This is a genomic window from Spirosoma arcticum (assembly GCF_054779955.1).
This window is the reverse complement of sequence record NZ_BAAGXG010000021.1, coordinates 18,318-37,825: the sequence shown is the minus strand read 5'-3', so window position 1 is coordinate 37,825 and position 19,508 is coordinate 18,318. Positions and strand designations below refer to the sequence as shown.

At 55.6% G+C, this 19,508-nt stretch carries 12 protein-coding genes; 4 read left to right on the top strand and 8 right to left on the bottom strand.

Annotation, left to right across the window (positions count from 1 at the left end):
• Window positions 1-5: 5 nt before the first annotated feature.
• Complete coding sequence (locus tag ACYVHB_RS28610; RefSeq protein WP_461055322.1) at window positions 6-1,469, bottom strand: TolC family protein; 1,464 nt, start codon at window positions 1,467-1,469, stop codon at window positions 6-8.
• Window positions 1,466-2,725, bottom strand: a complete 1,260-nt coding sequence (locus ACYVHB_RS28605) for an efflux RND transporter periplasmic adaptor subunit (protein ID WP_461055321.1) — start codon at window positions 2,723-2,725, stop codon at window positions 1,466-1,468. Before ACYVHB_RS28605 ends, ACYVHB_RS28610 begins: the two co-directional genes overlap by 4 nt.
• Window positions 2,726-3,040: 315 nt before the next feature.
• Between ACYVHB_RS28605 and ACYVHB_RS28600 the strand changes: the two genes are divergently transcribed.
• A complete protein-coding gene (locus tag ACYVHB_RS28600) occupies window positions 3,041-3,493 on the top strand; it encodes a hypothetical protein (protein ID WP_461055320.1) in 453 nt (150 codons plus the stop codon).
• Between the two features lie 233 nt (window positions 3,494-3,726).
• Here ACYVHB_RS28600 and ACYVHB_RS28595 read toward each other — a convergent pair whose 3' ends face one another.
• The gene (locus ACYVHB_RS28595) at window positions 3,727-3,879 is read right to left on the bottom strand and encodes a hypothetical protein (protein WP_461055319.1); all 153 of its coding nucleotides are present in this window, start codon (window positions 3,877-3,879) and stop codon (window positions 3,727-3,729) included.
• Window positions 3,880-3,922: 43 nt separating this feature from the next.
• Complete coding sequence (locus ACYVHB_RS28590; protein ID WP_461055318.1) at window positions 3,923-4,360, bottom strand: hypothetical protein; 438 nt, start codon at window positions 4,358-4,360, stop codon at window positions 3,923-3,925.
• Between the two features lie 361 nt (window positions 4,361-4,721).
• Between ACYVHB_RS28590 and ACYVHB_RS28585 the strand changes: the two genes are divergently transcribed.
• The 3 genes from ACYVHB_RS28585 (at window position 4,722) to ACYVHB_RS28575 (ending at window position 12,133) form a co-directional block, all read left to right on the top strand.
• Window positions 4,722-6,137 carry a membrane dipeptidase gene (locus ACYVHB_RS28585; RefSeq protein ID WP_461055317.1) on the top strand — a complete coding sequence of 472 codons (1,416 nt, stop codon included), beginning with the start codon at window positions 4,722-4,724 and terminating at the stop codon, window positions 6,135-6,137.
• 52 nt (window positions 6,138-6,189) lie between these two features.
• A complete protein-coding gene (locus ACYVHB_RS28580; RefSeq protein ID WP_461055316.1) occupies window positions 6,190-7,125 on the top strand; it encodes a patatin-like phospholipase family protein in 936 nt (311 codons plus the stop codon).
• 2,602 nt (window positions 7,126-9,727) lie between these two features.
• Window positions 9,728-12,133: a glycoside hydrolase family 95 protein gene (locus ACYVHB_RS28575; RefSeq protein WP_461055315.1), complete on the top strand. Its 2,406-nt coding sequence runs from the start codon at window positions 9,728-9,730 to the stop codon at window positions 12,131-12,133.
• A 120-nt stretch (window positions 12,134-12,253) separates the two neighbouring features.
• Here ACYVHB_RS28575 and ACYVHB_RS28570 read toward each other — a convergent pair whose 3' ends face one another.
• The 4 genes from ACYVHB_RS28570 to ACYVHB_RS28555 form a co-directional block, all read right to left on the bottom strand.
• Window positions 12,254-13,729 carry a PKD domain-containing protein gene (locus ACYVHB_RS28570; protein ID WP_461055314.1) on the bottom strand — a complete coding sequence of 492 codons (1,476 nt, stop codon included), beginning with the start codon at window positions 13,727-13,729 and terminating at the stop codon, window positions 12,254-12,256.
• Entirely contained in the window at window positions 13,686-15,776 is a 2,091-nt protein-coding gene (locus ACYVHB_RS28565; RefSeq protein WP_461055313.1) for a ThuA domain-containing protein, read from the bottom strand. Before ACYVHB_RS28565 ends, ACYVHB_RS28570 begins: the two co-directional genes overlap by 44 nt.
• 254 nt (window positions 15,777-16,030) lie before the next feature.
• Window positions 16,031-17,749, bottom strand: coding sequence for an alpha-keto acid decarboxylase family protein (locus ACYVHB_RS28560; protein WP_461055312.1), 1,719 nt, complete (start codon window positions 17,747-17,749; stop codon window positions 16,031-16,033).
• A gap of 4 nt (window positions 17,750-17,753) precedes the next feature.
• Window positions 17,754-19,472 carry a flavin monoamine oxidase family protein gene (locus ACYVHB_RS28555; RefSeq protein WP_461055311.1) on the bottom strand — a complete coding sequence of 573 codons (1,719 nt, stop codon included), beginning with the start codon at window positions 19,470-19,472 and terminating at the stop codon, window positions 17,754-17,756.
• Window positions 19,473-19,508 lie beyond the last annotated feature (36 nt).

Sequence of the window (19,508 nt, the reverse complement as noted above, 5' to 3'; positions counted from 1 at the left end):
ATGAATCAGCGTTCTATCAGTAGTTTTTGGTTTAGTTCAAAATCATACAATGTCAGCAGCCGGAGCGTGTAGTACGACTGCCAGTAGTCGCGGAGGGCCAGGATGGCGTCGCGTCGGGCGCGGTCTTTGTCCTGCATGGCAATGCCTAAATCAGTAACGGTCAGGTCGCTCAGTTTGAACCGTTCCTGCGCAATCTGGTAACGACTTTGGGCAATTCCGTCGGCTTCGGTGGTCAGTTTTACCTGCTCGCGAAGCATGTCAAGCAGTGTCACCTGCGTATAAATCTGTTGCTCAAACGTGCGCCTGGCCTGTTCCACCGTCTGCACAGCGAGTTGCTGGTTAGCACGGGCCGTTTCGGTGCGGGCCTGCGCCCGGCCCCAGGTCATAATTGGCACCGTGAACTGAACTTCGACAAACTGCCGGTCCTGCGGTCGAACGTACACGTCGCCGGGTCGGTTGCCCCGGTTTGTTAATCCAAAATCTGCATTTAGGGTCGCATTGATACCGTTTTCCTTGCGTGCTCGATCCACGTCCCGGTTGGCTTCGAGCAATCGGCGCTGAAAACCAATCGCATCGGACCGGTTGGCGAAGGCTTCGGCGATTGCCCGCTGAATGTCGACGGCAAAAACGGGTACCTGATTCGGTATGGCCAGATCGAGCGGTCGTGTTTGACTAATCTCCGAATTAATGAACGACCGCAGTTTCAACGAGGCTACTTCAGCCGCCTGCCGCGCCGACGCCAGGTCTTTACGGGCGTTCAGCACACTCAGTTGCAGTTGGAGCAGGTCGTTGCGCGAGAGTTTCCCCAGATCAAGTTTATGCCGGGCAATGGTGAACAGCGTATCGTTATTCGCGCGGTTAGTTTCGGCAATTTGCAGGTTTACCTGGGCCACCAATAAGTCGAAATACAGGCCCGTCGCGTCCAATGCCACCTGTTCCATACTCTCCACGTATTGTTGGTTGCTCTCGGCGTAACGGAGCGGCTCAATCCGGCGGTCCCACTTCATCGGGTTTGGGCGAAACAGCGGCTGGCTCAAGCCAATGCCAAATGGAATGCCGTTGTAGAGCGTGTTCCGGTTCAGGAAATCATCGAACCGCTGGAGCTGATGCTGCACGTAAATGGACCCACCCGTGAGTGGAATATTCTGGCTCAGCGACAGATTCAGCAGCGAATTATTATTCGACACGGGCTGAAAAGCGATGGTTCCGTCGGGTTGCTGCACCTGAATAAACGAACGTGTAAACCGGGGGAGCGAACCGTCGAGGCTTAGTTGAGGCCGGAAATCGGCCAAAAATGAGCGGTATTTCCAGTAATTGGTCTTTTGTAGGGTGGTGGCCTGCTTACCGGCAATTGATTGGTCGCGGGCCAGTTGCACCACGTCGTCCAGCGTTAATTTCAGCGGTTGGGCGGTGGCGAGTGTGCTGGTAAAAAATAACCCGACCAGCAGCAGAAAAGAGATAGTTCTCATGGTTTGGCGAGGTCAATGGTGAGTTGTTCCAGGTGTTCGTATTCGCTCAGATCGGTCAGGATAACCCGGTCGCCGGGTTGCAGGCCCCGTTTGATTTCGACCCAGTTGAAGTTGGTCAGGCCAATCTCGATCTCCCGCCGATGTGCTACGTTGTCTGCCTGCATCACGTACACGTACTGCTTCCGCTTGCCTTTGAACGCCGGGCCGTTGGCCACGCGCACGGCCTGGGCGGTACGGTTCGTTACCACAAACACCTCGACCTTCTGATTGGGCCGGAGCGATGGGTGACGATTATCATTCAAACTGACAGCGAACCGGATCGTACCGTTCTGCACCGACGGTTTTACCTGGGTAATCTGGCCGCGCAAATCCGTTTCGTTGATGCGGACGATGACCGGCAACCCCGCCCGAAGCTGGTCGGCGTAGGCGTCGGAGCAGGACCCCTCGACCCGGAAACTGGCTAAATCAGCCACCTTAACCAGCATTTCGCCCTCGTTCACCGCCGATCCAACATTCTCGTTCACCCAGGTCAGCACACCCGCCCGGTCGGCCAGGATATTGGCCTGCCGGAGTTTTTGGGACAACACTTTCAGGTTAGTGCCCTCGATGCGGGCCTGCAACTGCGACTCGCGCAAACTGCTCGCCATCGACCGGCGGTTGTAGGACAGGTCGTTTTCTAACTGCTTCTTCTCCAACTGCGCGATGCGGAGGGCATTTTCGGCGCGGGTGACGTCTTCGGGCGTCCGGCCTCCCACGGTCAGCAACCGCCGGGTGTCGTTCAGTTCGGCGGCCAGTTTGTTGATGTTGAGCAACTTAATCTGGTCATTGATGTCGGCGTCATACAGATTTTTGTCCAGCTTCATTCGGAGTTGCTCAATACCGTTTTGCTTCAGGGCCAACTGATCCTGGAGTTTTTCGTATTCGATCTGCGTCAGCGATTTATCTAACTCAACGATGGCCTGACCGGGCCGGACGCGGGCACCGGGCGTCAGCAGTACCCGCCGGATGCTGGCCCGGATGGGGCTGGTTATGATCTGTTCGTAAGCCGGAATGATCTCGCCGATGGCATTGAGTGTATTCTCAACCGGGCCAGTTTGCGCCACCGCTGTCCGAATTTTGGCGGCTTTGACGGATGTTTTCAGCAGCATATGCATTCCCAGAATCACCCCGGTCAGGCCGATAACGGCAACCAGGCCGATAAGCCAGGGTTTTCGGCGGGAACGAGTAACGAGTTCGGGAGCTAAATCGCGGTCCATCCGGCACAAGCATTTTGCTTATGTTTATGCCAATGCTGTGCCACAAGTCTACAGTCTGTTAATCAGAGTTTTATACTGCGAAAGGTCAATAGAATTTTTGCGGATTCGCACAAGGTGAGCGAATCCGCACAGCCGGTTGCACTCATGAACAGGTCGGCAAACAGTTACCCGCCCCTAATCGATCTGAGCAGGCTACCCGCTCACTTGACTCTAACCCCCGTTCGTTGCGTGATTAGCTCCGCTAATTATTTTGTACGTTTATGGCAAGACATACGAACCGATATGTTGAATCGCAAACCATAAAAGGACAGATTAATGAAAACAGAATTCGGACTTAGTATGACCGTTTTAGTAGGTATGCTGTGCATTGGTTGTACCACCAGGCCAACGCAGCTACCTATTGTTGGTACGTGGGAATTAGTGGCGGCCACGACGACGGAGAAAGACACCACTTTCTCCACCTTCGACAGCCGGAATAAATTCGTAAAGATCATTAATCCGACTCATTTTGCCTTTTTAAATCATAGCCTTCGGGCAAAAGAAGACACCAATGCGGGTACGTTTACAGCGGGCGGAGGAGCCTACACGCTGGTAGACAGCGTATATACGGAAAGCTTAGATTACTACATCGACCGGAAGTGGGAAAACAACAAATTTGACTTTGTCGTGACCCTGAAGGGCGACACGCTTGTTCAGAAGGGCGTTGAGAAACTCGACAAACTGGGCATCGACCGGGTAATTGTTGAAACATACAAGCGCGTGAAGTAATCGCTTTTACGCGTCGTTAGTTACACTTATGCTATTAAGTGGCCGGGTCAATTTGAAGCCGGTAAGCTAACCGAACACGGGAGTAATGGGGACAGGGCATCCCTGATGCAGCAATTACTAATCTGGCAGCACCTCCAATAGTCCAGCCTGGCGGGTGGATGAATTGCCAGCAGACAACAAAAATCCCCGGTGCTACAGCGCCGGGGATTCTACGTTCAGCCTAACCTATAATCTTATTTTTCCGCTTTGTTCTCAGTCGTCAGCGATTGAGCCGCCGGGGCCTTTTGGGCAAATCCGGGCTTGGGTTTGTAGATGGCGCCCGTGGCAAAGTCGACCGGAATGCTAACCAGCGGGAACAGCAGGGTGTATTGCCGGAGTGATTTCATGATGCGTTTGCTTGTTGGTAAGAGGGAGTTTGATCGGGAGCGCTTATTTGGTAGCTCTGATGGTGAACCGGGTGCTATTGTCATCTTCGCCATTGATGGTCAGCTTATTACCCTTCAGGGTGCCGATCTGCTCGCCCGCGTACCGGAACGACAGCGTCCCGCTGCCCGCATCGGATACGTCGATGCCATCGGCCGAGAGCACCATAAATTCTTCATTGTCCGACTTCTGGCGGATGTCTAACGCCATTGTAACGGTGGAGCCGGTTTGGCGCGTTACGCTGATGGTGCCTTTCAGGTTAGTCTGGCTGGCGGGCAGCGTTTTGCCGTCGAACGACAGCTTGGAGTACGTGTACTGCCCGGCGGCCTGCGTAGCGGCATCGGCGGGTTGTGGATCAACGTTCTGCTTTTTGCAAGCGGTAAACAACGTAGTGCTCAGCAACAGAGCGAGTCCTACGAAACGAAAGCGGAGTACTGATTGCATGGTGATTGTTGTGTTTTGACGGTCCGCCGTAGCGGTGGGAAAGAGGTTTATGAACTGGGCCGGGGAGCGCATCCTGGACTACGCGTCCCGACGATGCAAAGTTGGGGGGTGGGTCAGGCACAACGAAACACGGGCTGCTTCAACCGATGGAAGCGTGGGACGAAGTGACTTATGTGCGGGATGAATTGAGAATAATCAGTAACTGCGAGTCAGCAACTACCGGCAATGTGAAAGTAACTACCGGTTAATAATTCAGGAGACCGGTTAAAACCATACTGCTCTATTTTTAGGGCAGAAGCTGCCATCTAACTCTCAGACAGACTCTTATCTCTACTTACTCAGTCTCTTAACCTCTTTTACCATGGAAACATTTGTCGATATTCATTGCCATCCTCATTCCAAGCCGTTCGGCCGGAGCCAGCCCGGCAGTAAACACAGCTCGAACCGCAACAACACCACCAGCGTCTGGCATCATGACCCGCCCACGCTCCTCGACAAACTAACGAACTTCGCCCTCTCGCTGACCCGCTTCCGTCAGAGCGATCTAACAGCCTCCAGTCGGGGAAACGTCCGGGTGCTGGTCAACTCGCTCTATCCGCTCGAACGGGGCTTTTGCCGCAATAAGCTCGGCACAAACATCATTGCCGATCTGCCCCTCAACTTCGTAACCTCCTTCGGGAAGGATTACATCGACCGTATCCAGGCTATCGAGTCCCCCGGCGACTACTGCACCGAACTCAACGAGCAATACGCTTTTCTGAAACAGATGGATGGCAAGGAAGTCGAGCTGTCGGGTGGCCAGAAAGCCCGCTACGTGCTGACCAAAAACTACGATGACATTCAGGCGCTGATGGATGCTCCCGACGACACCGACATCCTGACGATGGCCGTTATGCTGTCCATCGAAGGCGCTCACGTATTTAGCTGCGGGATCGACAACAAGGCGGATGAAACAACGGTGCTGCAGAATATTGCGAGTGTGAAAAGTTGGGACCACCGGCCACTGTTCATCACGTTTGCCCATCATTTCAACAACGAACTCTGCGGGCACGCCGAAAGTCTGACGGGTATCCTGAAAAAACTCCTCGATCAGGAAGATGGTATGAACGAGGGCTTCACGCAGTTGGGCGAGAAGGCGGTACATGCCCTGCTCGATACCACCAACGGCCCACGTATTCTGATCGACATCAAACACATGAGCGAAGCCTCCAAACGACGCTATTTCGAGATACTCGATACGGATTTCAACGCCCAGAAAATTCCGATTATCGTCAGCCACGGCTGCGTACGTGGCAACGACGCCGACCGCCACCTCTACCACGACCATGCCATCAACTTTTCGGACGAGGAGATCCTGCGGGTCGCCCGGTCCGGGGGGCTTTTCGGAATTCAGTTAGACGAACGGCGCATTGGCAGCGAGAGTGCCCTGCGCCATGCCCGTGGTCACCTCAACCGCCGGAAGATCCTGTTCTCGTGGGCTGAACTGGTTTGGCTTCAGATCAAACACATTGCCGAACTGCTCGACCAGCACGATCTGTTTGCCTGGGGCAATATCTGCTTAGGCACGGACTACGACGGCATCGTGAACCCGATCAACGGGTATTGGACGCACCGCGAATTTCCCGAATTAGACGATTTTCTGTCGATGCACGCCCACAATTACATGCAGAGTAACCCTTCCTTTCGAAATCCGCTCAACCGCCTGCACGAAGACGAGATCGTAGCCCGGTTCATGGGTACCAACGCGATTGATTTCTTCAAGCAGCATTATCACTGAGGGTACTCAACCACGCACGCGTCCATCTTCTATCCAAAGACACCAATCAGCCATGAATAGACCAAATCGCTCCCTCCGCCTGTGCGAAATACTGGAGGAGGAGTATGACCACCTGCACCAGTCAACCATCGGCGCTGATCCGCCGGAACAGCGGGTTATCGACACCATTGATCTGCTCAACAAAGCGGAACTGGCGACCGGGTTAGCGCAATGGCTTTATCTAAAGCCGGGCGCAGAAGCCAAGAACCCGTCGCCAGTCGAAGTGCGCTATAAAAAACTCGCCGACTGGATTCTGGCGTATAATCAGGGAGCGGGTTCACCACCGCAGGATGAGTTGCTGCCGCTGGTGAAAACGGTTCTGGAGAATAAGCTCGCATCGGGACTGGATTTAATGATTCAGGAAACGTGGTTACAGGATGCTTCGCTGCGCCCATACACCCGTGGACTACTTAAATGCTATTACGAGCAGGGCACCGTGTCTTCGCGCATCAGGTCTTCGCAGGTCGGTGGGATGTTCAGGCGTTCGTTTAAACTCGATCAGGCCCCGGAGCCGGTGGATCAAAAACTCCTCAACCGGCTCCTGCTCGAAGATGCGTTTACCGGATACATCCACCGGATGGACGACAAACGGCTGGCGGCTGTGTTTGAGAAGATGCACGAAAGCCGACAAACGGCTCTTTGCCTATCGGGGGGCGGCATTCGGAGTGCCACGTTTGCCCTGGGTATCGTGCAGGGATTAGTGAAACACGATGCGCTGGATAAGTTTACCTACCTCTCCACGGTGTCGGGCGGGGGTTATTTGGGGGGCTGGCTTAGCGCCTGGATTCACCACGAAGGGTTTGGCGAAGTCAACCGTAAAATCCTTGGGCAATTGGGCACTCCCCTCGAACCGGAGGCCGTTCCTGCGCCGGTACAGCAACTACTTAAGCCCCCTGCTGGGTTTGTTTTCGGCGGACACCTGGACGTTGTTGGCAACGTACACGCGTAATCTGCTGCTATTGTGGCTCGTCATTATCCCACTGCTGGCCGCTGTCGCGGCTGTTCCGTGGGTGATGGTAACCCTGGCGGAGTTCAGCTGGCAAAGCGTGTCGATAGGGGTGCCGGTTATGGTGAGTTTATCGGCGCTGCTCACCATATACAGTATTAGTTTTGTGCACGCTTACCGGCCCCGGTCGAAGGCCGTTTACGAAAAGAAACAGGCGCATCAATCGAGCCGCGATCAGTCTGCTTTCCTGATAAAGTGCCTCCTGCCCCTGTCCGCAGCCGTTGTGCTCTGGATGCTGGCCTGGCGCTGGTTTGAACATTTGCCGCCGGGAGCACCCGCCTACCTCATCCGCCTATGTGAATCGCTGGGACTTGATCGGCCCACGGATTTAAACATAACGGGCGGATGGCCCATCCTGATCGGGAGCGCCTGTGTTCATCTGATCGGGTGGCTTTTCTCGCTCCGCTTTCGGTTTCAGCGCCAGCGCACCGACGGGTGGCTGGAACCGGTGGTCGTTTTCCTGACGGGGGGCTTCGCCGGGTTTCTGCTTTTGCTAACGGCTAAGCTGCTGCGGATGGGTGGTTCCGACTCAAACATCGTTTCGTACACCTGCTTAGGCGTTCCGGGTTTCCTGCTGGCGGTGGTCCTGGCTGGCTACGCCTTCGAGGGGCTGATGAGCCTGCGCACCGACGATGCCGAGCGGGAATGGTCGGCCCGGTACAGTGCCTGGCTGCTCATCGTTGCCGTGGGCTGGCTCGGCGTGATGGGCCTTGTCCTCTGGGGGCCCACGCTCGTTAACCAGGCCATTGCGCTCGTCGGCTTGTCAACGACGGCGGGTGTGGGCGTGGGGTCAGGCGTGCTGACGGCGCTGCTCGGACAGAGCTCGAAGACGACCGGCGAAGGGGAAGGCGCGGGCGCACGTAAGGGTAAAGCGGGTAAATTGAGCCTGAGCAGCCTGCTGGCTAACCTAACGCTTCCCGTTGTTGCCGCACTCACCGTCGTCGCCCTGTTGATTGCGCTGTCCCTGCTCGATTTAATGCTGATCCGGTGGGTTTGTTCGCTGGTTTCCATCGACTATCCGACAACGTCAATCCTGGCCGTATCGAGGAATGACGTATCGAAGTTTGTCAGTGTCAATCCGGGTGTTCCCATCATTGTGCTGGGCGGTCTTACCATCCTTGGTTTTTTAGTGGGGCTGGCCGTCAACACCAACAAATTCTCACTGCACGCCATGTACCGGGCGCGACTGATCCGGGCGTATCTGGCGGCTTCGCGCCCACCGGGTGAGCGCCAGCCCGATCCGTTTACCGGCTTCGACGAAACCGATAACATCTACATGGGGTGTATGCGCCCCCCGAACCCACCCGCCAGTTCATCGCTCATTAGTAGTCAGAAAAAAACGCCGTTCCACATTGTCAACATTGCACTGAATTTAGTGGCGGGGCGCAATCTGGCGTGGCAGGAGCGAATGGCGGAGTCGTTTACGGTTTCCCCGCTGCACGCGGGCGCTATGTATCTGGGGTATCGGCGTACCTATCTGAAAGAGGGCATTGGTTGTCCTGACCCCCAAGAAGATCCGCGCTATTACGGGGGCAAACGGGGTATTTCGCTGGGCACGGCCATGACCATTTCCGGGGCAGCGGCCAGCCCCAATCACGGCTACCACTCGTCGCCCGTTGTTGCCTTTCTGATGACGCTGTTCAACGTTCGGCTGGGCTGGTGGCTGGGCAATCCCGGCCCGGCCGGGGACCAAACGTTTCATAAGTCGTCGCCAACGCTGGCCATCAAGCCGATCCTCGATGAGATGACGGGCAACACGGACGATGTCAACCCGTATGTTTACCTGTCGGACGGCGGGCACTTTGAGAATCTGAGTATCTACGAAATGGTGCTGCGCCGGAACCGCTTCATTCTGGTCAGCGATGCCAGTTGCGACGAATCCTGCACGCTGGAAGATTTAGGAAACGCCATCCGTAAGATTCGGATCGATATGGGCATTCCCATCGAATTTCCGCACGGGTTCAACATCCGCGCCCGCTCCGACACCGCAGCCGGTCCGGGCGCCTACTGGGCCATTGGTCGAATCGGCTACTCGAAAGTTGATTTGCCAACGTCGGCCTCCCCCCATAAAGACGGCATTTTGCTGTATGTTAAACCCGGAATTATTGGCGATGAGCCACGGGATATTTTCAACTATGCTTCGTCGAAAAAAGCCTTTCCGCACGAGACAACGGCCGACCAGTTTTTCAGTGAAAGCCAGTTTGAGAGCTACCGGGCGCTGGGCGCACACGCGCTGGAACGGGTGTTGACCGATTTAAAGAAAGAGTTTGACCTGTCGATGGACGATTTCTTTACCGAGTCAGGCTGGACAAAATGTTTAAACGCCCTGCAGAAGCAACGCCTGAAGTCAACCACAAACGGTAACGGCAAACTCGCTCCTAAATTCAGGGGACCCGTGGACGTGTACGTGAACTCCTGAGTACAGGATAAAATTCGGGTGGTCCGAACCGTTATCCAACAATGACTGGTGAAGCCTGATCGCTGCTCGTTTCGGGTATGATGCTGGCCAGATTCTCTTTTGGTTGAGTCCTGGTTAAAATCTCCTATGAAGGCATTCCTGTTATTGTTTCTTCCGCTGACTGGCTCGCTAATCGCCCGCGCTCAACAACCCGACAAAACGTTGTGGTATAAGCAACCGGCGCAGTATTTTGAAGAAAGTTTGGTGCTGGGCAATGGTACGCAGGGCGCAAGCGTATTTGGTGGGGTTCAATCCGATAAAATATACCTCAACGATGCCACGCTCTGGTCGGGGGAGCCGGTCAGGGCCGACATGAACCCCGATGCCTACAAGACGGTTCCGGCCGTGCGGGAGGCCCTGAAAAACGAAGATTACAAAGGGGCTGACGGACTGAACCGGAAACTTCAGGGTAAGTTCTCGGAGTCGTACGCGCCCCTCGGCACCCTGTTTATCGACTTCGGCCATGGCCCCGACGCCCGGAACTACTACCGCCAACTGAACTTGGCCGACGCGATTTCCAGCCTGAATTACGAGGTGAACGAGGTGAACGAGGTGAAATACACCCGTGAGTACTTCGTTTCGCAACCCGACCGGGTCATGGTCATCCGGCTTACCAGCAGCCGGAAGGGAGCACTGCGCTTCTCGCTAAAGTTCAATAGCCTACTGAATAACCGCGTAACGGTTGTCAATAACACGTTGACAGCCAACGGCTACGCACCCATCCATGCTGAACCGAGCTACCGGGGCAACATGCCCAACGCCGTTGTTTTCGATTCGACTAAGGGCACTCGTTTCACTACGTTAGCCAAGATCAAAGCCGCTGACGGCCGCGTGGTAACGACAGACAGCACGGTTGGCATCGAAGGGGGTACCGAAGCCCTGATTGTTGTCGCCATCGCCACCAGTTTTAATGGGTCCGACAAAAACCCGGTTACCGATGGGCTGCCCAATGAGCAAATCGCCACCGACCGGCTGACGCGGGCGTTCGCCAAATCATACGTCCAACTCAAACAGGCGCACGTTGCCGACTACCAGTCGTTTTTCGACCGGGTAAGCCTGAACTTAGGCAAAAGCACTGCTCCGGCGCTACCCACCGACGAACGTTTGAAACGGTACGCCGATGGCAAAGAAGACAAGCAGTTGGAGATGCTTTACTTCAACTTCGGGCGGTATCTGCTCATCAGCAGTTCGCGCACGCCGGGGGTGCCCGCCAATTTGCAGGGCATCTGGAACCCGTATATCCGGCCGCCCTGGAGCAGCAACTACACCACCAACATCAATGCCCAGGAGAATTACTGGCTGGCCGAAACCACCAACCTGTCCGAGATGCACCGGCCGTTACTAACGTTTATCAACAAGCTGGCCCAAACCGGGGCGGTAACCGCCAAAACGTTCTACGGCGTCAATGGCTGGTGCGTGGGGCACAACTCCGACGTCTGGGCGATGAGTAATCCCGTGGGTGATTTCGGCAAAGGTGATCCCATGTGGGCCAACTGGAACATGGGCGGAGCCTGGCTGAGTACGCACCTGTGGGAACATTTTACCTTTACGCAGGACAAAACCTTCCTGCGGCAGGAAGGGTATCCGCTGATGAAAGGAGCCGCCCAGTTCTGCTTAGAGTGGTTAGTCGAAGACAAAAACGGTAAACTAATCACGTCGCCGTCGACCTCGCCCGAAAATCAGTTTCTGACGCCCGATGGCTACAAAGGATCAACCCTGTACGGAGCCACCGCCGATCTGTCCATGATTCGCGAGTGCTTTATCCAGACCATCGAAGCCGCCAAAATCCTGAATATAGATGCCGATTTTCGGGCGACGGTGGAGCAGGCACTGGCCCGGTTGTATCCCTACCAAGTTGGCACGGCGGGTAATTTACAGGAATGGTATTACGACTGGAAAGACGTTGACCCCAAGCACCGGCATCAATCACACTTGTATGGGCTGTATCCCGGTCACCACATCCGGCCCGACCGCACGCCCGAACTGGCGCAGGCCTGCCAGAAAACGCTGGACATCAAAGGCGACGAAACAACGGGCTGGTCGAAAGGCTGGCGGATTAACCTGTGGGCGCGGCTGTGGGACGGAAACCACGCCTACAAAATGTACCGGGAACTCCTGCACTACGTAGTGCCCGACGGCGTAAAAACCGACTACGTCCGGGGCGGTGGCACCTATCCTAACCTCTTCGATGCTCATCCGCCGTTTCAGATTGACGGAAACTTCGGCGGAACGGCGGCCGTAGCGGAGATGCTGCTGCAGTCGGGCGAGGGCGAAATCCGGCTGCTACCCGCCCTGCCCGATGTGTGGGACAGCGGATCGGTCAGTGGCCTGCTGGCTCGTGGCGGTTATGAAGTGAGGATGGACTGGATGGGAAACCGCCTGAGGAAAGTGACTATTCATTCGAAAACGGGTGGTCAGGCGAAACTCATCAGCGGCAGCAAAACCAGGACGGTTGCGTTGAAAGCGGGGCAGAAGATAACGTTAACCTGGTAAGACTTACCGTTCGGAGTGGTCGCGTGATTGGTCCCGAGGATTGTTTCGTGCGTGTATAACTAAGCGTACCAATCGGTGTATAATTGCCCCTATTTGCCCATCTCCAGGTACGAACGTACGTCAGTTAAACTGAATGCTGCCAAGTTGAATAATCTTGTCGTTGGGCTTGTCGCGCTTCACCACCACCACATACACATCGTGCCTGCCCGTCACAGATTTGTCAAGGTCGCCGGTCACCTGTTTCATTGTCTTCCAGTCACCCGTTGGCGCGTACGAGGCCCGGCTCACGACCGGCCCCGCGTACGAATCCAGCCGCACTTCGATCTCGCCCGCTTTGTCGACCGACGAATAGTCGTAGGTAAAGGACTTGATGCCTGTGAGGTCAATGGCTTTCAGCAACACGTATGCTTTGTGCCCGCCCGCGTCGAGCCGGTTGCCCCACCGGGGGAAGCCAACGTATGAATCAGCATCGATGGGCCTGACTTTCGCGTTGCGAAGCGTTACCACGTCCGTGCTGGTGAGCGGCCCAACAACGTTTCCGCCGTTGTCGGTGTAGGTTGCCACCAAGGTATATCGTCCACGAGTTTCTTCGGGTTTGTGCTCATTCAAGGCCAGACTTCCCTGCAGCGGGACGGTTACCTGCTTTTGTTCATCGGTGAGCGAGAAAATGTACTTCACCATCTCCTGAGCATCCTGCGTAGGAATCTGCGGGTGGGCGCTCATGATGTGGTCCTTACTCCAACTGCCGCCACCACCCTCGATGATCTTCTTGGCCAATCGCTCCGTAATCCCCGGCTGACCTTTATAACGGCTGGCAACGGCCAAAAATGTTGGCCCCACCGATGGCTTGTCGATCAGATGACACGCTTTGCAGTCACTGTTGGCAATCAGCGTTTTACCCAACGAACCATTACCAACTAAGGCCAGGTCCTGGTGCCCCTGCTGGGGAGTAGCCGTTGGCGTATTGCTCGGCTGGGCGCTGTAGGCGTAAAAAACCTTGATGCGCTTCGGGTCGATTTTGGCATCTTCCTTGTCGGCTACCTTCACGGCGTAGGGGAAAGGTTTGCCCTCCCAATAAAACGATTTATTGCCCGGTGTCGTGATGGCTACTTCCGGCTTCGCGTTACCAACTTTCACAACGATTGTGTCCATATCCACCAGTCCTGTCTGGTCAGTTACTTTCAGAATGGCATTATAAACGCCGGGTTGTGCATACATATACGTCGCGTTGGGCTGGGTAGCGCCCACCGTTTTGCCGTCGAACAACCACTGGTAGGTCAATATATCGTCCTGATCCAGATCGGTGCCGCGCCCGCTGAACTTCACCCGCAGCGGGGCTTGTCCAACCATCTCGCGGATGGCCGGGCCACCCCGGTTATCGGAGGTCAGAAAAGAGCGGGCATTGTCCTGAGCCGCTGCCACCGAATCGACTACGTTGGCGCGGGCGATGGGTGCCCGGTTACCGGTATTGTATTCGATTTTTACGAGCCGGGCATCGTCGTTATCGGCTCCGTAGACCGAGCCGTATTCCAGCATGTACATCACGCCATCTTTAATCTTTACTGAAGGCCAGGTCGATGGGACGGCGGAAATCACCGTTTGTGGCCATAAACGGCTCGTTGCGAACGTAATTCTCGTTCTGGTCGAAACGGGCGGCTACGACCCAGTTACGCATCCAGTCGAAAATGAATAGCGCCCCGTCGTAGTACTCCGGAAATTTGTTTTTGGCCGATGAGTTCCGGTCGTAGGTGTAAAATTCACCGGCCATGGCGCTTCGTCCCCCCTGACCCAACTCCGGAAATTCTTTGGAAGCCGCGTACGGATACCAGATCATGGCCGGAGTCGCCGGTGGCAGGTTTTTCAGCCCGGTATTGCTGGGCGAACTGTTGACCGGCGCTTTTGGGTCGAATGGTAGCCCGGCAACGTTGGTGGCGTAGTCCAGATCGGGGTAGGGTTTGCTATCACCGATGAACAGCGGCCAGCCGTGATTTCCCGGTTTTTTGGCCTGATTAAACTCATCATACCCTCGCGGCCCAATCGTACTGTCCTTTCCGGCGTCGGGGCCAATTTCTCCCCAGTATAACACCGATGTTTTCGGGTTTACGGCGATGCGGTAGGGATTGCGCAAGCCCATCGTGTAGACTTCCGGCCGGGTTTGGGCGCGGTCCGACGGGTCGGTGCCTTTCGGAAAAAGGTTACCGTCGGGAATGGCATAGGTACCGTCGGGTTGCGGGTGAATTTTCAGGATCTTACCCCGTAAATCGTTGGTGTTGGCGGCTGAGCGCTGGGCATCGAGGGTTAAATGATCCGGCCGTTCGTCGATGGGCGAATACCCATTCGAGGGAAATGGGTTGGTGTTGTCGCCGGTCGAGAGGTACATGTTTCCGGCTTTGTCCCAGGCGAAGGAACCGCCGTGGTGGGCACTGGCCTCAAACTCGTGCGGGATTTTCAGCACCACCTTCTCCGACGCCAGATCAATTGTGTTGTCATCATTGACCACAAAGCGCGACAACCGATAAACGGGGTCTTTGTCGGTTGCAGGTGAGTAATACAGGTACAAAAAGTGGTTCGTGGCAAAATTTGGATCAACCGTCACGCCCTGCACGCCGAAGCCCTGCTTGGTCGCCACCGCAAACTTGTGCATCACCTTACTTTCGTTGGTTCGTGCATCGTAAACCGACAGGTTGCCGCTCCGTTCGGTGAAAAACACCCGGTTATCGGCCGTTATGGCTAATTCCATCGGTTCGTTCAGGTCGTTGACCAGCACCGTTTTGGTAAACCGGTTCTCTTCGGGCATTACCACGGCGTAAGCCTTGCTGTAGTTCAGCGGTTCGCCTTTGCCCATTACGTAGTTCAGGCCGCCCAGTAAGTGGGTAACGAATAAAGGCTCACTGAAACTGGCATCTTCGTGTCCCCCGCCGGTGTAAAATGCCCGGCCACCATCAAATTCGTGGTACCAGACGATGGGGTGATTGCTACCATTGGTTCCGCCTTCGTAGGTGTTCTCGTCTAAATTAGCCAGCACGTTCAGATCCGTATAAAACGAGCGGTAATTATACCATTCGTCGGTGCGCTCCCACCGGTCGGGCAAGTGAGTGGTAGACGGGTGGCTTTTGTCGGTGACGTCGACGGTGGCTTTGCGCACGTTGGAGTTGTTGGGGTGGCTGGCAAAATAGGCACCCACTAATTTATTATACCACGGCCAGTCATATTCGGTGTCGGCAGCGGCATGAATACCCATGTAGCCACCACCCGCCTGAATGTAGCGCTCAAAAGCGGCTTGCTGAACGGGATTTAGCACATTACCCGTGGTACTCAGAAACACGACGGCCTGGTAGTTCTTCAAACTGTCGTCGGTAAAATAATTGGCATTTTTGGTGGTATCAATCCGGAAGCTATTCTCCTTGCCTAATTTTTGAATGGCCGCAATACCAAACGGAATCGATGTGTGTTTCCAGCCTTTCGTTTTAGAAAAGACCAGCACCCGCCGGGGTGTCGTTGGAGCAGCGGTTTGAGTGGAAGTGGTGGTCGCAGTTTGCGTAGCCACTTTTTGGGTGTTCAGGCAGGCATACAAGCCGAGGGTGGCTCCGGCTGCGGTGAGGAAACGGAGCCAGTGCTTCGTCGATGTTGGAGACCAAATCATAGTAAATTAACTGTTGAGTCGTTGCTTGTTATAAAAACAATGACTACCGGTTTATACCTAATTTTTAGAGGTAATACGATTGAAAAAAGTTAAGTCATACGGTCTGGTAAACTACTCAGTAAACGCGCCAGGCATTTTTCTAAATTGTACCGGCAGATTGGGCGCGGCAGAGTGTACCGAAAAATCACGGCAGCGAAAAGCCCCGCCAGCTTCATCCTGACGAGGCCCGTTGCTAAGGTTTCCGATAATCCTGTTCACCATTGATGCCGTCCGGTGGGTGACTGGGCGCTAACTGTTGGGGGTTCGGCTAAGCGTCTCAACTGAGGGGCCAGGTCTTTTTGGGGGATAACCACTTTAACCAATGCCGGTACGTTTGTCAACCCCTGCACCTGGGTCAATACGTGTTGCAACTCGTCTACAGTCTGCACCCGGTAACCCCGTGCGCCAAATGCCGTTGCCAGCGCCCGGTAATCCCAGGCAGGCAGCACGTCGAAGGGGGCAAACGTGCCATCGGGCTCAAAAGCCGTGATGTCCACAAAGGCTTGCTCGATTGCGTACACCTGATTACTCATCACAAAAATGACGGCGTTGCACTGCTGGCGCACGAGGCTGGATATTTCCTGACAGATCATCATGAAACCGCCGTCACCCGCTACTACGAACGGCCGCCTGCCACTGCCCAATGCCACACCCAGGGCGCAACCCGTTTCGTGTCCCAGCGACCCCCAGGCCGCCTGCGCCACGAAACTATTCCGGGGTAATCCACATAAATTGCCGAATACATACAGCGACGTGCTTTCGCCCAATACGAGAGCCGTGGTGTCCGTGAGCTGGTTCTGTTGCAGAAAAGCCGCAAGCTCCGTGTAGAACAGGTTGTAGGTGAGGCTGTCGCTTGCCGATGCCACTGTCGGCACGTCGGGTGGCACAACCGGCAGGCTGTAAGACTGTGGTAGAGTTTTGTCAGCCTGGTAGCGGGCCACTAACCCACGCAGAAAATCGCCCGGCGTCACCTGTCGGTAGTACTGATAACCAATGCGGGCTTCCTCGTCGGTTACCTCAATCATCTGCCCAAAATCAGCCTGCATAATGGCGAGGTAATCGTCGGTGATGATAGTTCCCAGCGCAATGGGGCAATCGGTGAGGGCCATCACGGCGCGGGTGAGGGCGGGCGAGGCCGGTCCGGCATACGTACCAATAAACGACGGCTGGCTTTCGTCCAGTACCGTTTTGCCGAGACTGGTGGTCGTAAAATACAATCCGCTGACGTCGACAAGCTGCTGAAACGTGTCCTGGAGACCATACCGCTGAATTTCTACGCCCGCCCACAGCACGGGCAGTTTAGCTGTTTGAATTCGTTCCCAGGCCTGGTCGAGGACCGCCTTCAGGGAGTCGGGGTTGCTGGAAATGGTCAGGGGAGCCAGTTTGCCAACCGGCACTGGACAGGACTCCGCCCAGATGTTATTCAGGCCTTCGAGGTAGATCGGTCGGCGGTGGGTGAGCATGGCCGTGATGGCTCGGTCGATTTGAACGGTGGCTTCGGCCGCATCGCGCAGAATTTCTGAAGCCACCGTAACGTGCTGGAAAACAAGTTGATCGGCCCGAAAATTACCCGTGCTGTGGTGAAACAAAATACCCTGCTCACGCGCCAGTTGACGGTCCGATGTTTTGGGACTGGCCGAAATAACGACCACCGGCACCCGCTCCACAAACGAACCGGCCGTGCAGTTGAGCAGGCTGAACGTGCCCACGCCATACTGCACGCAGGCCGCGCCAATGCCCCGGTAGCGGGCGTAGCCATCAGCCGCGTAACCCGCGCCGAGTTCGTTGATGGTAGGGACGCGGGTGATGCCGGGCGTGGCATCCAGCGTCTTCAGAAAAGGCCCGGCATAGTCGCCGGGGACCGTGAAAATATGCTCCAGCCCCGCCTGTTGTAGCCGGGTGATGAGGTAAGCAGCAACAGTTGTCGTGGCCATGAGCTTAGCTGATGGGGATGGGTTGGAAGCAGTTGGGCGTAATGTCCGCCAGATTCTGCGTGCAGTCCGGGCACTCGACGCAGCCCGTCAGGTCGCCACAACCGGGGCAGGGGTTGGGCATCAGGGCGTACGTTTCGGGGAGCCAGCGCGGTCCTTCTAAGCCAAAAAACTCCTGCAACGTCGATTCGGCGGTGGTCAGTGCGCCCTCAACCCAACCCTGCCCGTAGGAGTAGGCTTCGCCCACAATGTGAATGTCCTGATCGCTGACGGGTTCGCGCATCCGGCACATGACTTCATCCAAGCGGTAATTCGCCTTCCATTCGTGCCAGCCTCCGCCATACGGGTCTTCATTCCAGGTGTGGTACACCGCCGAGTAGGGCATCGGAATTTCGGGCAGGGCGTGTACTTCGGCTACCTGCCGATTGGCTACCTGCACCATCTCATCGGTAGCTGCAAATTCCGTTTTAGGGATCACGTTCTCCACGCCCGGCTCTAAGCAGGCCGGTCGGTAGCCGGGATACGGTTCGCCGTGCTCAAGCCCTTTCCAGAAAGGCACCGTGCTGATGTCGTTATAACTCGCCATCAGCAACGAATTCATATTGGACAGCCCACCGGCCTGCTCGCCTTCCGTACCGAAGTAATAAACCTGCCGCACGGGTAAATCCGTAACCGAGCGGCCCGCCACTAACCCCAGTGCCCGCCACCAGGGACGCTCATAAGCCAAAAAAAGCTTGAAGGCACTCTGAATCAACACCGATCCTATGTTAACCTTTAGCCACGGATCATCGAAAAACCGGCTTTTAATCAGTTCCAGCGACCGGCGGGGCATGGCCAGAATAATTTTCTTCGCCTTTACCTTAATCACCGCTCCGTCTGACTGCACCGCCGTCCGGTTGTCGGTCGTCACGGTTGGCTCGAAAATAAGCGTGTACGGATATTCGCCTGAACCGATTTCGATCTCGGCCAGCCGGTGATTCATGAACACCCGATGACCTTTCGGTAGCACACCGGGCATGTCGTTGAACTGGTTTACCAACGTAATTGGCAACTGGTCATAGCCATCGCGCAGGGTCAGAAACTGGGTTTTGTCGCTGTATTCGGTAGCGGGCAACTGGATTACGGCGTTGGCGTTTGCTACGTTGGCGTCGTAGCCACCGGCATCCTTCATAAACTGGTAGCCTTCGTTGCTCAGCATCCGGTACATCAGATTCCAGAATCCGTATTGCCAGAGGGGCCGCTTAAATACCTGCACTTTCATCTGGTCGCACAGGCTCAGGTTACCTAAGTTCGGGTAGACGCTGTTCATCACCTGCACCTGAAGATTGGTAGGCCCCAGACCCCGCTCCGACCAGGCCAGATTATACGGAACTTTCGCCGGGTCGGCCAGTTCGTGCAGCCGCAGGTGCTTACCCCGCAGGTAGAACAGATTGCAGTTGGCCCCCACCGGCGCGGGGGCACCCATCGGAAAATCTTTCGTCGGCAGTTGCAGGTGACCGACCAGCGTAGCCACCATAATGTGCTGATCGGGAATGTAGCGCATACCGCCTACTTCCGCTTTCACGTTCGGCATTCCGGGTATGGTGATGGTGTAAAGCCGTCCGCCAATCCGGTCGCTGTACTCGAACAGGCCGATTCGTTCGGTCGCTCCCTTTTCCTGCTGAAGGCGCCAGGCACTGTAGGCCCCGGAAACACCTCCTCCAACAACAGCAATGTCGAGGTTCATAAAATAAGGGTGTAAGTGTGTAAGTCAGTAAGTCGT

Coding starts and splice junctions, on each gene's coding strand:
- ACYVHB_RS28610 (WP_461055322.1), bottom strand. CDS start 1,469: ATGAGAACTATCTCTTTTCTGCTGCTGGTCGGGTTATTTTTTACCAGC.
- ACYVHB_RS28605 (WP_461055321.1), bottom strand. CDS start 2,725: ATGGACCGCGATTTAGCTCCCGAACTCGTTACTCGTTCCCGCCGAAAA.
- ACYVHB_RS28600 (WP_461055320.1), top strand. CDS start 3,041: ATGAAAACAGAATTCGGACTTAGTATGACCGTTTTAGTAGGTATGCTG.
- ACYVHB_RS28595 (WP_461055319.1), bottom strand. CDS start 3,879: ATGAAATCACTCCGGCAATACACCCTGCTGTTCCCGCTGGTTAGCATT.
- ACYVHB_RS28590 (WP_461055318.1), bottom strand. CDS start 4,360: ATGCAATCAGTACTCCGCTTTCGTTTCGTAGGACTCGCTCTGTTGCTG.
- ACYVHB_RS28585 (WP_461055317.1), top strand. CDS start 4,722: ATGGAAACATTTGTCGATATTCATTGCCATCCTCATTCCAAGCCGTTC.
- ACYVHB_RS28580 (WP_461055316.1), top strand. CDS start 6,190: ATGAATAGACCAAATCGCTCCCTCCGCCTGTGCGAAATACTGGAGGAG.
- ACYVHB_RS28575 (WP_461055315.1), top strand. CDS start 9,728: ATGAAGGCATTCCTGTTATTGTTTCTTCCGCTGACTGGCTCGCTAATC.
- ACYVHB_RS28565 (WP_461055313.1), bottom strand. CDS start 15,776: ATGATTTGGTCTCCAACATCGACGAAGCACTGGCTCCGTTTCCTCACC.
- ACYVHB_RS28560 (WP_461055312.1), bottom strand. CDS start 17,749: ATGGCCACGACAACTGTTGCTGCTTACCTCATCACCCGGCTACAACAG.
- ACYVHB_RS28555 (WP_461055311.1), bottom strand. CDS start 19,472: ATGAACCTCGACATTGCTGTTGTTGGAGGAGGTGTTTCCGGGGCCTAC.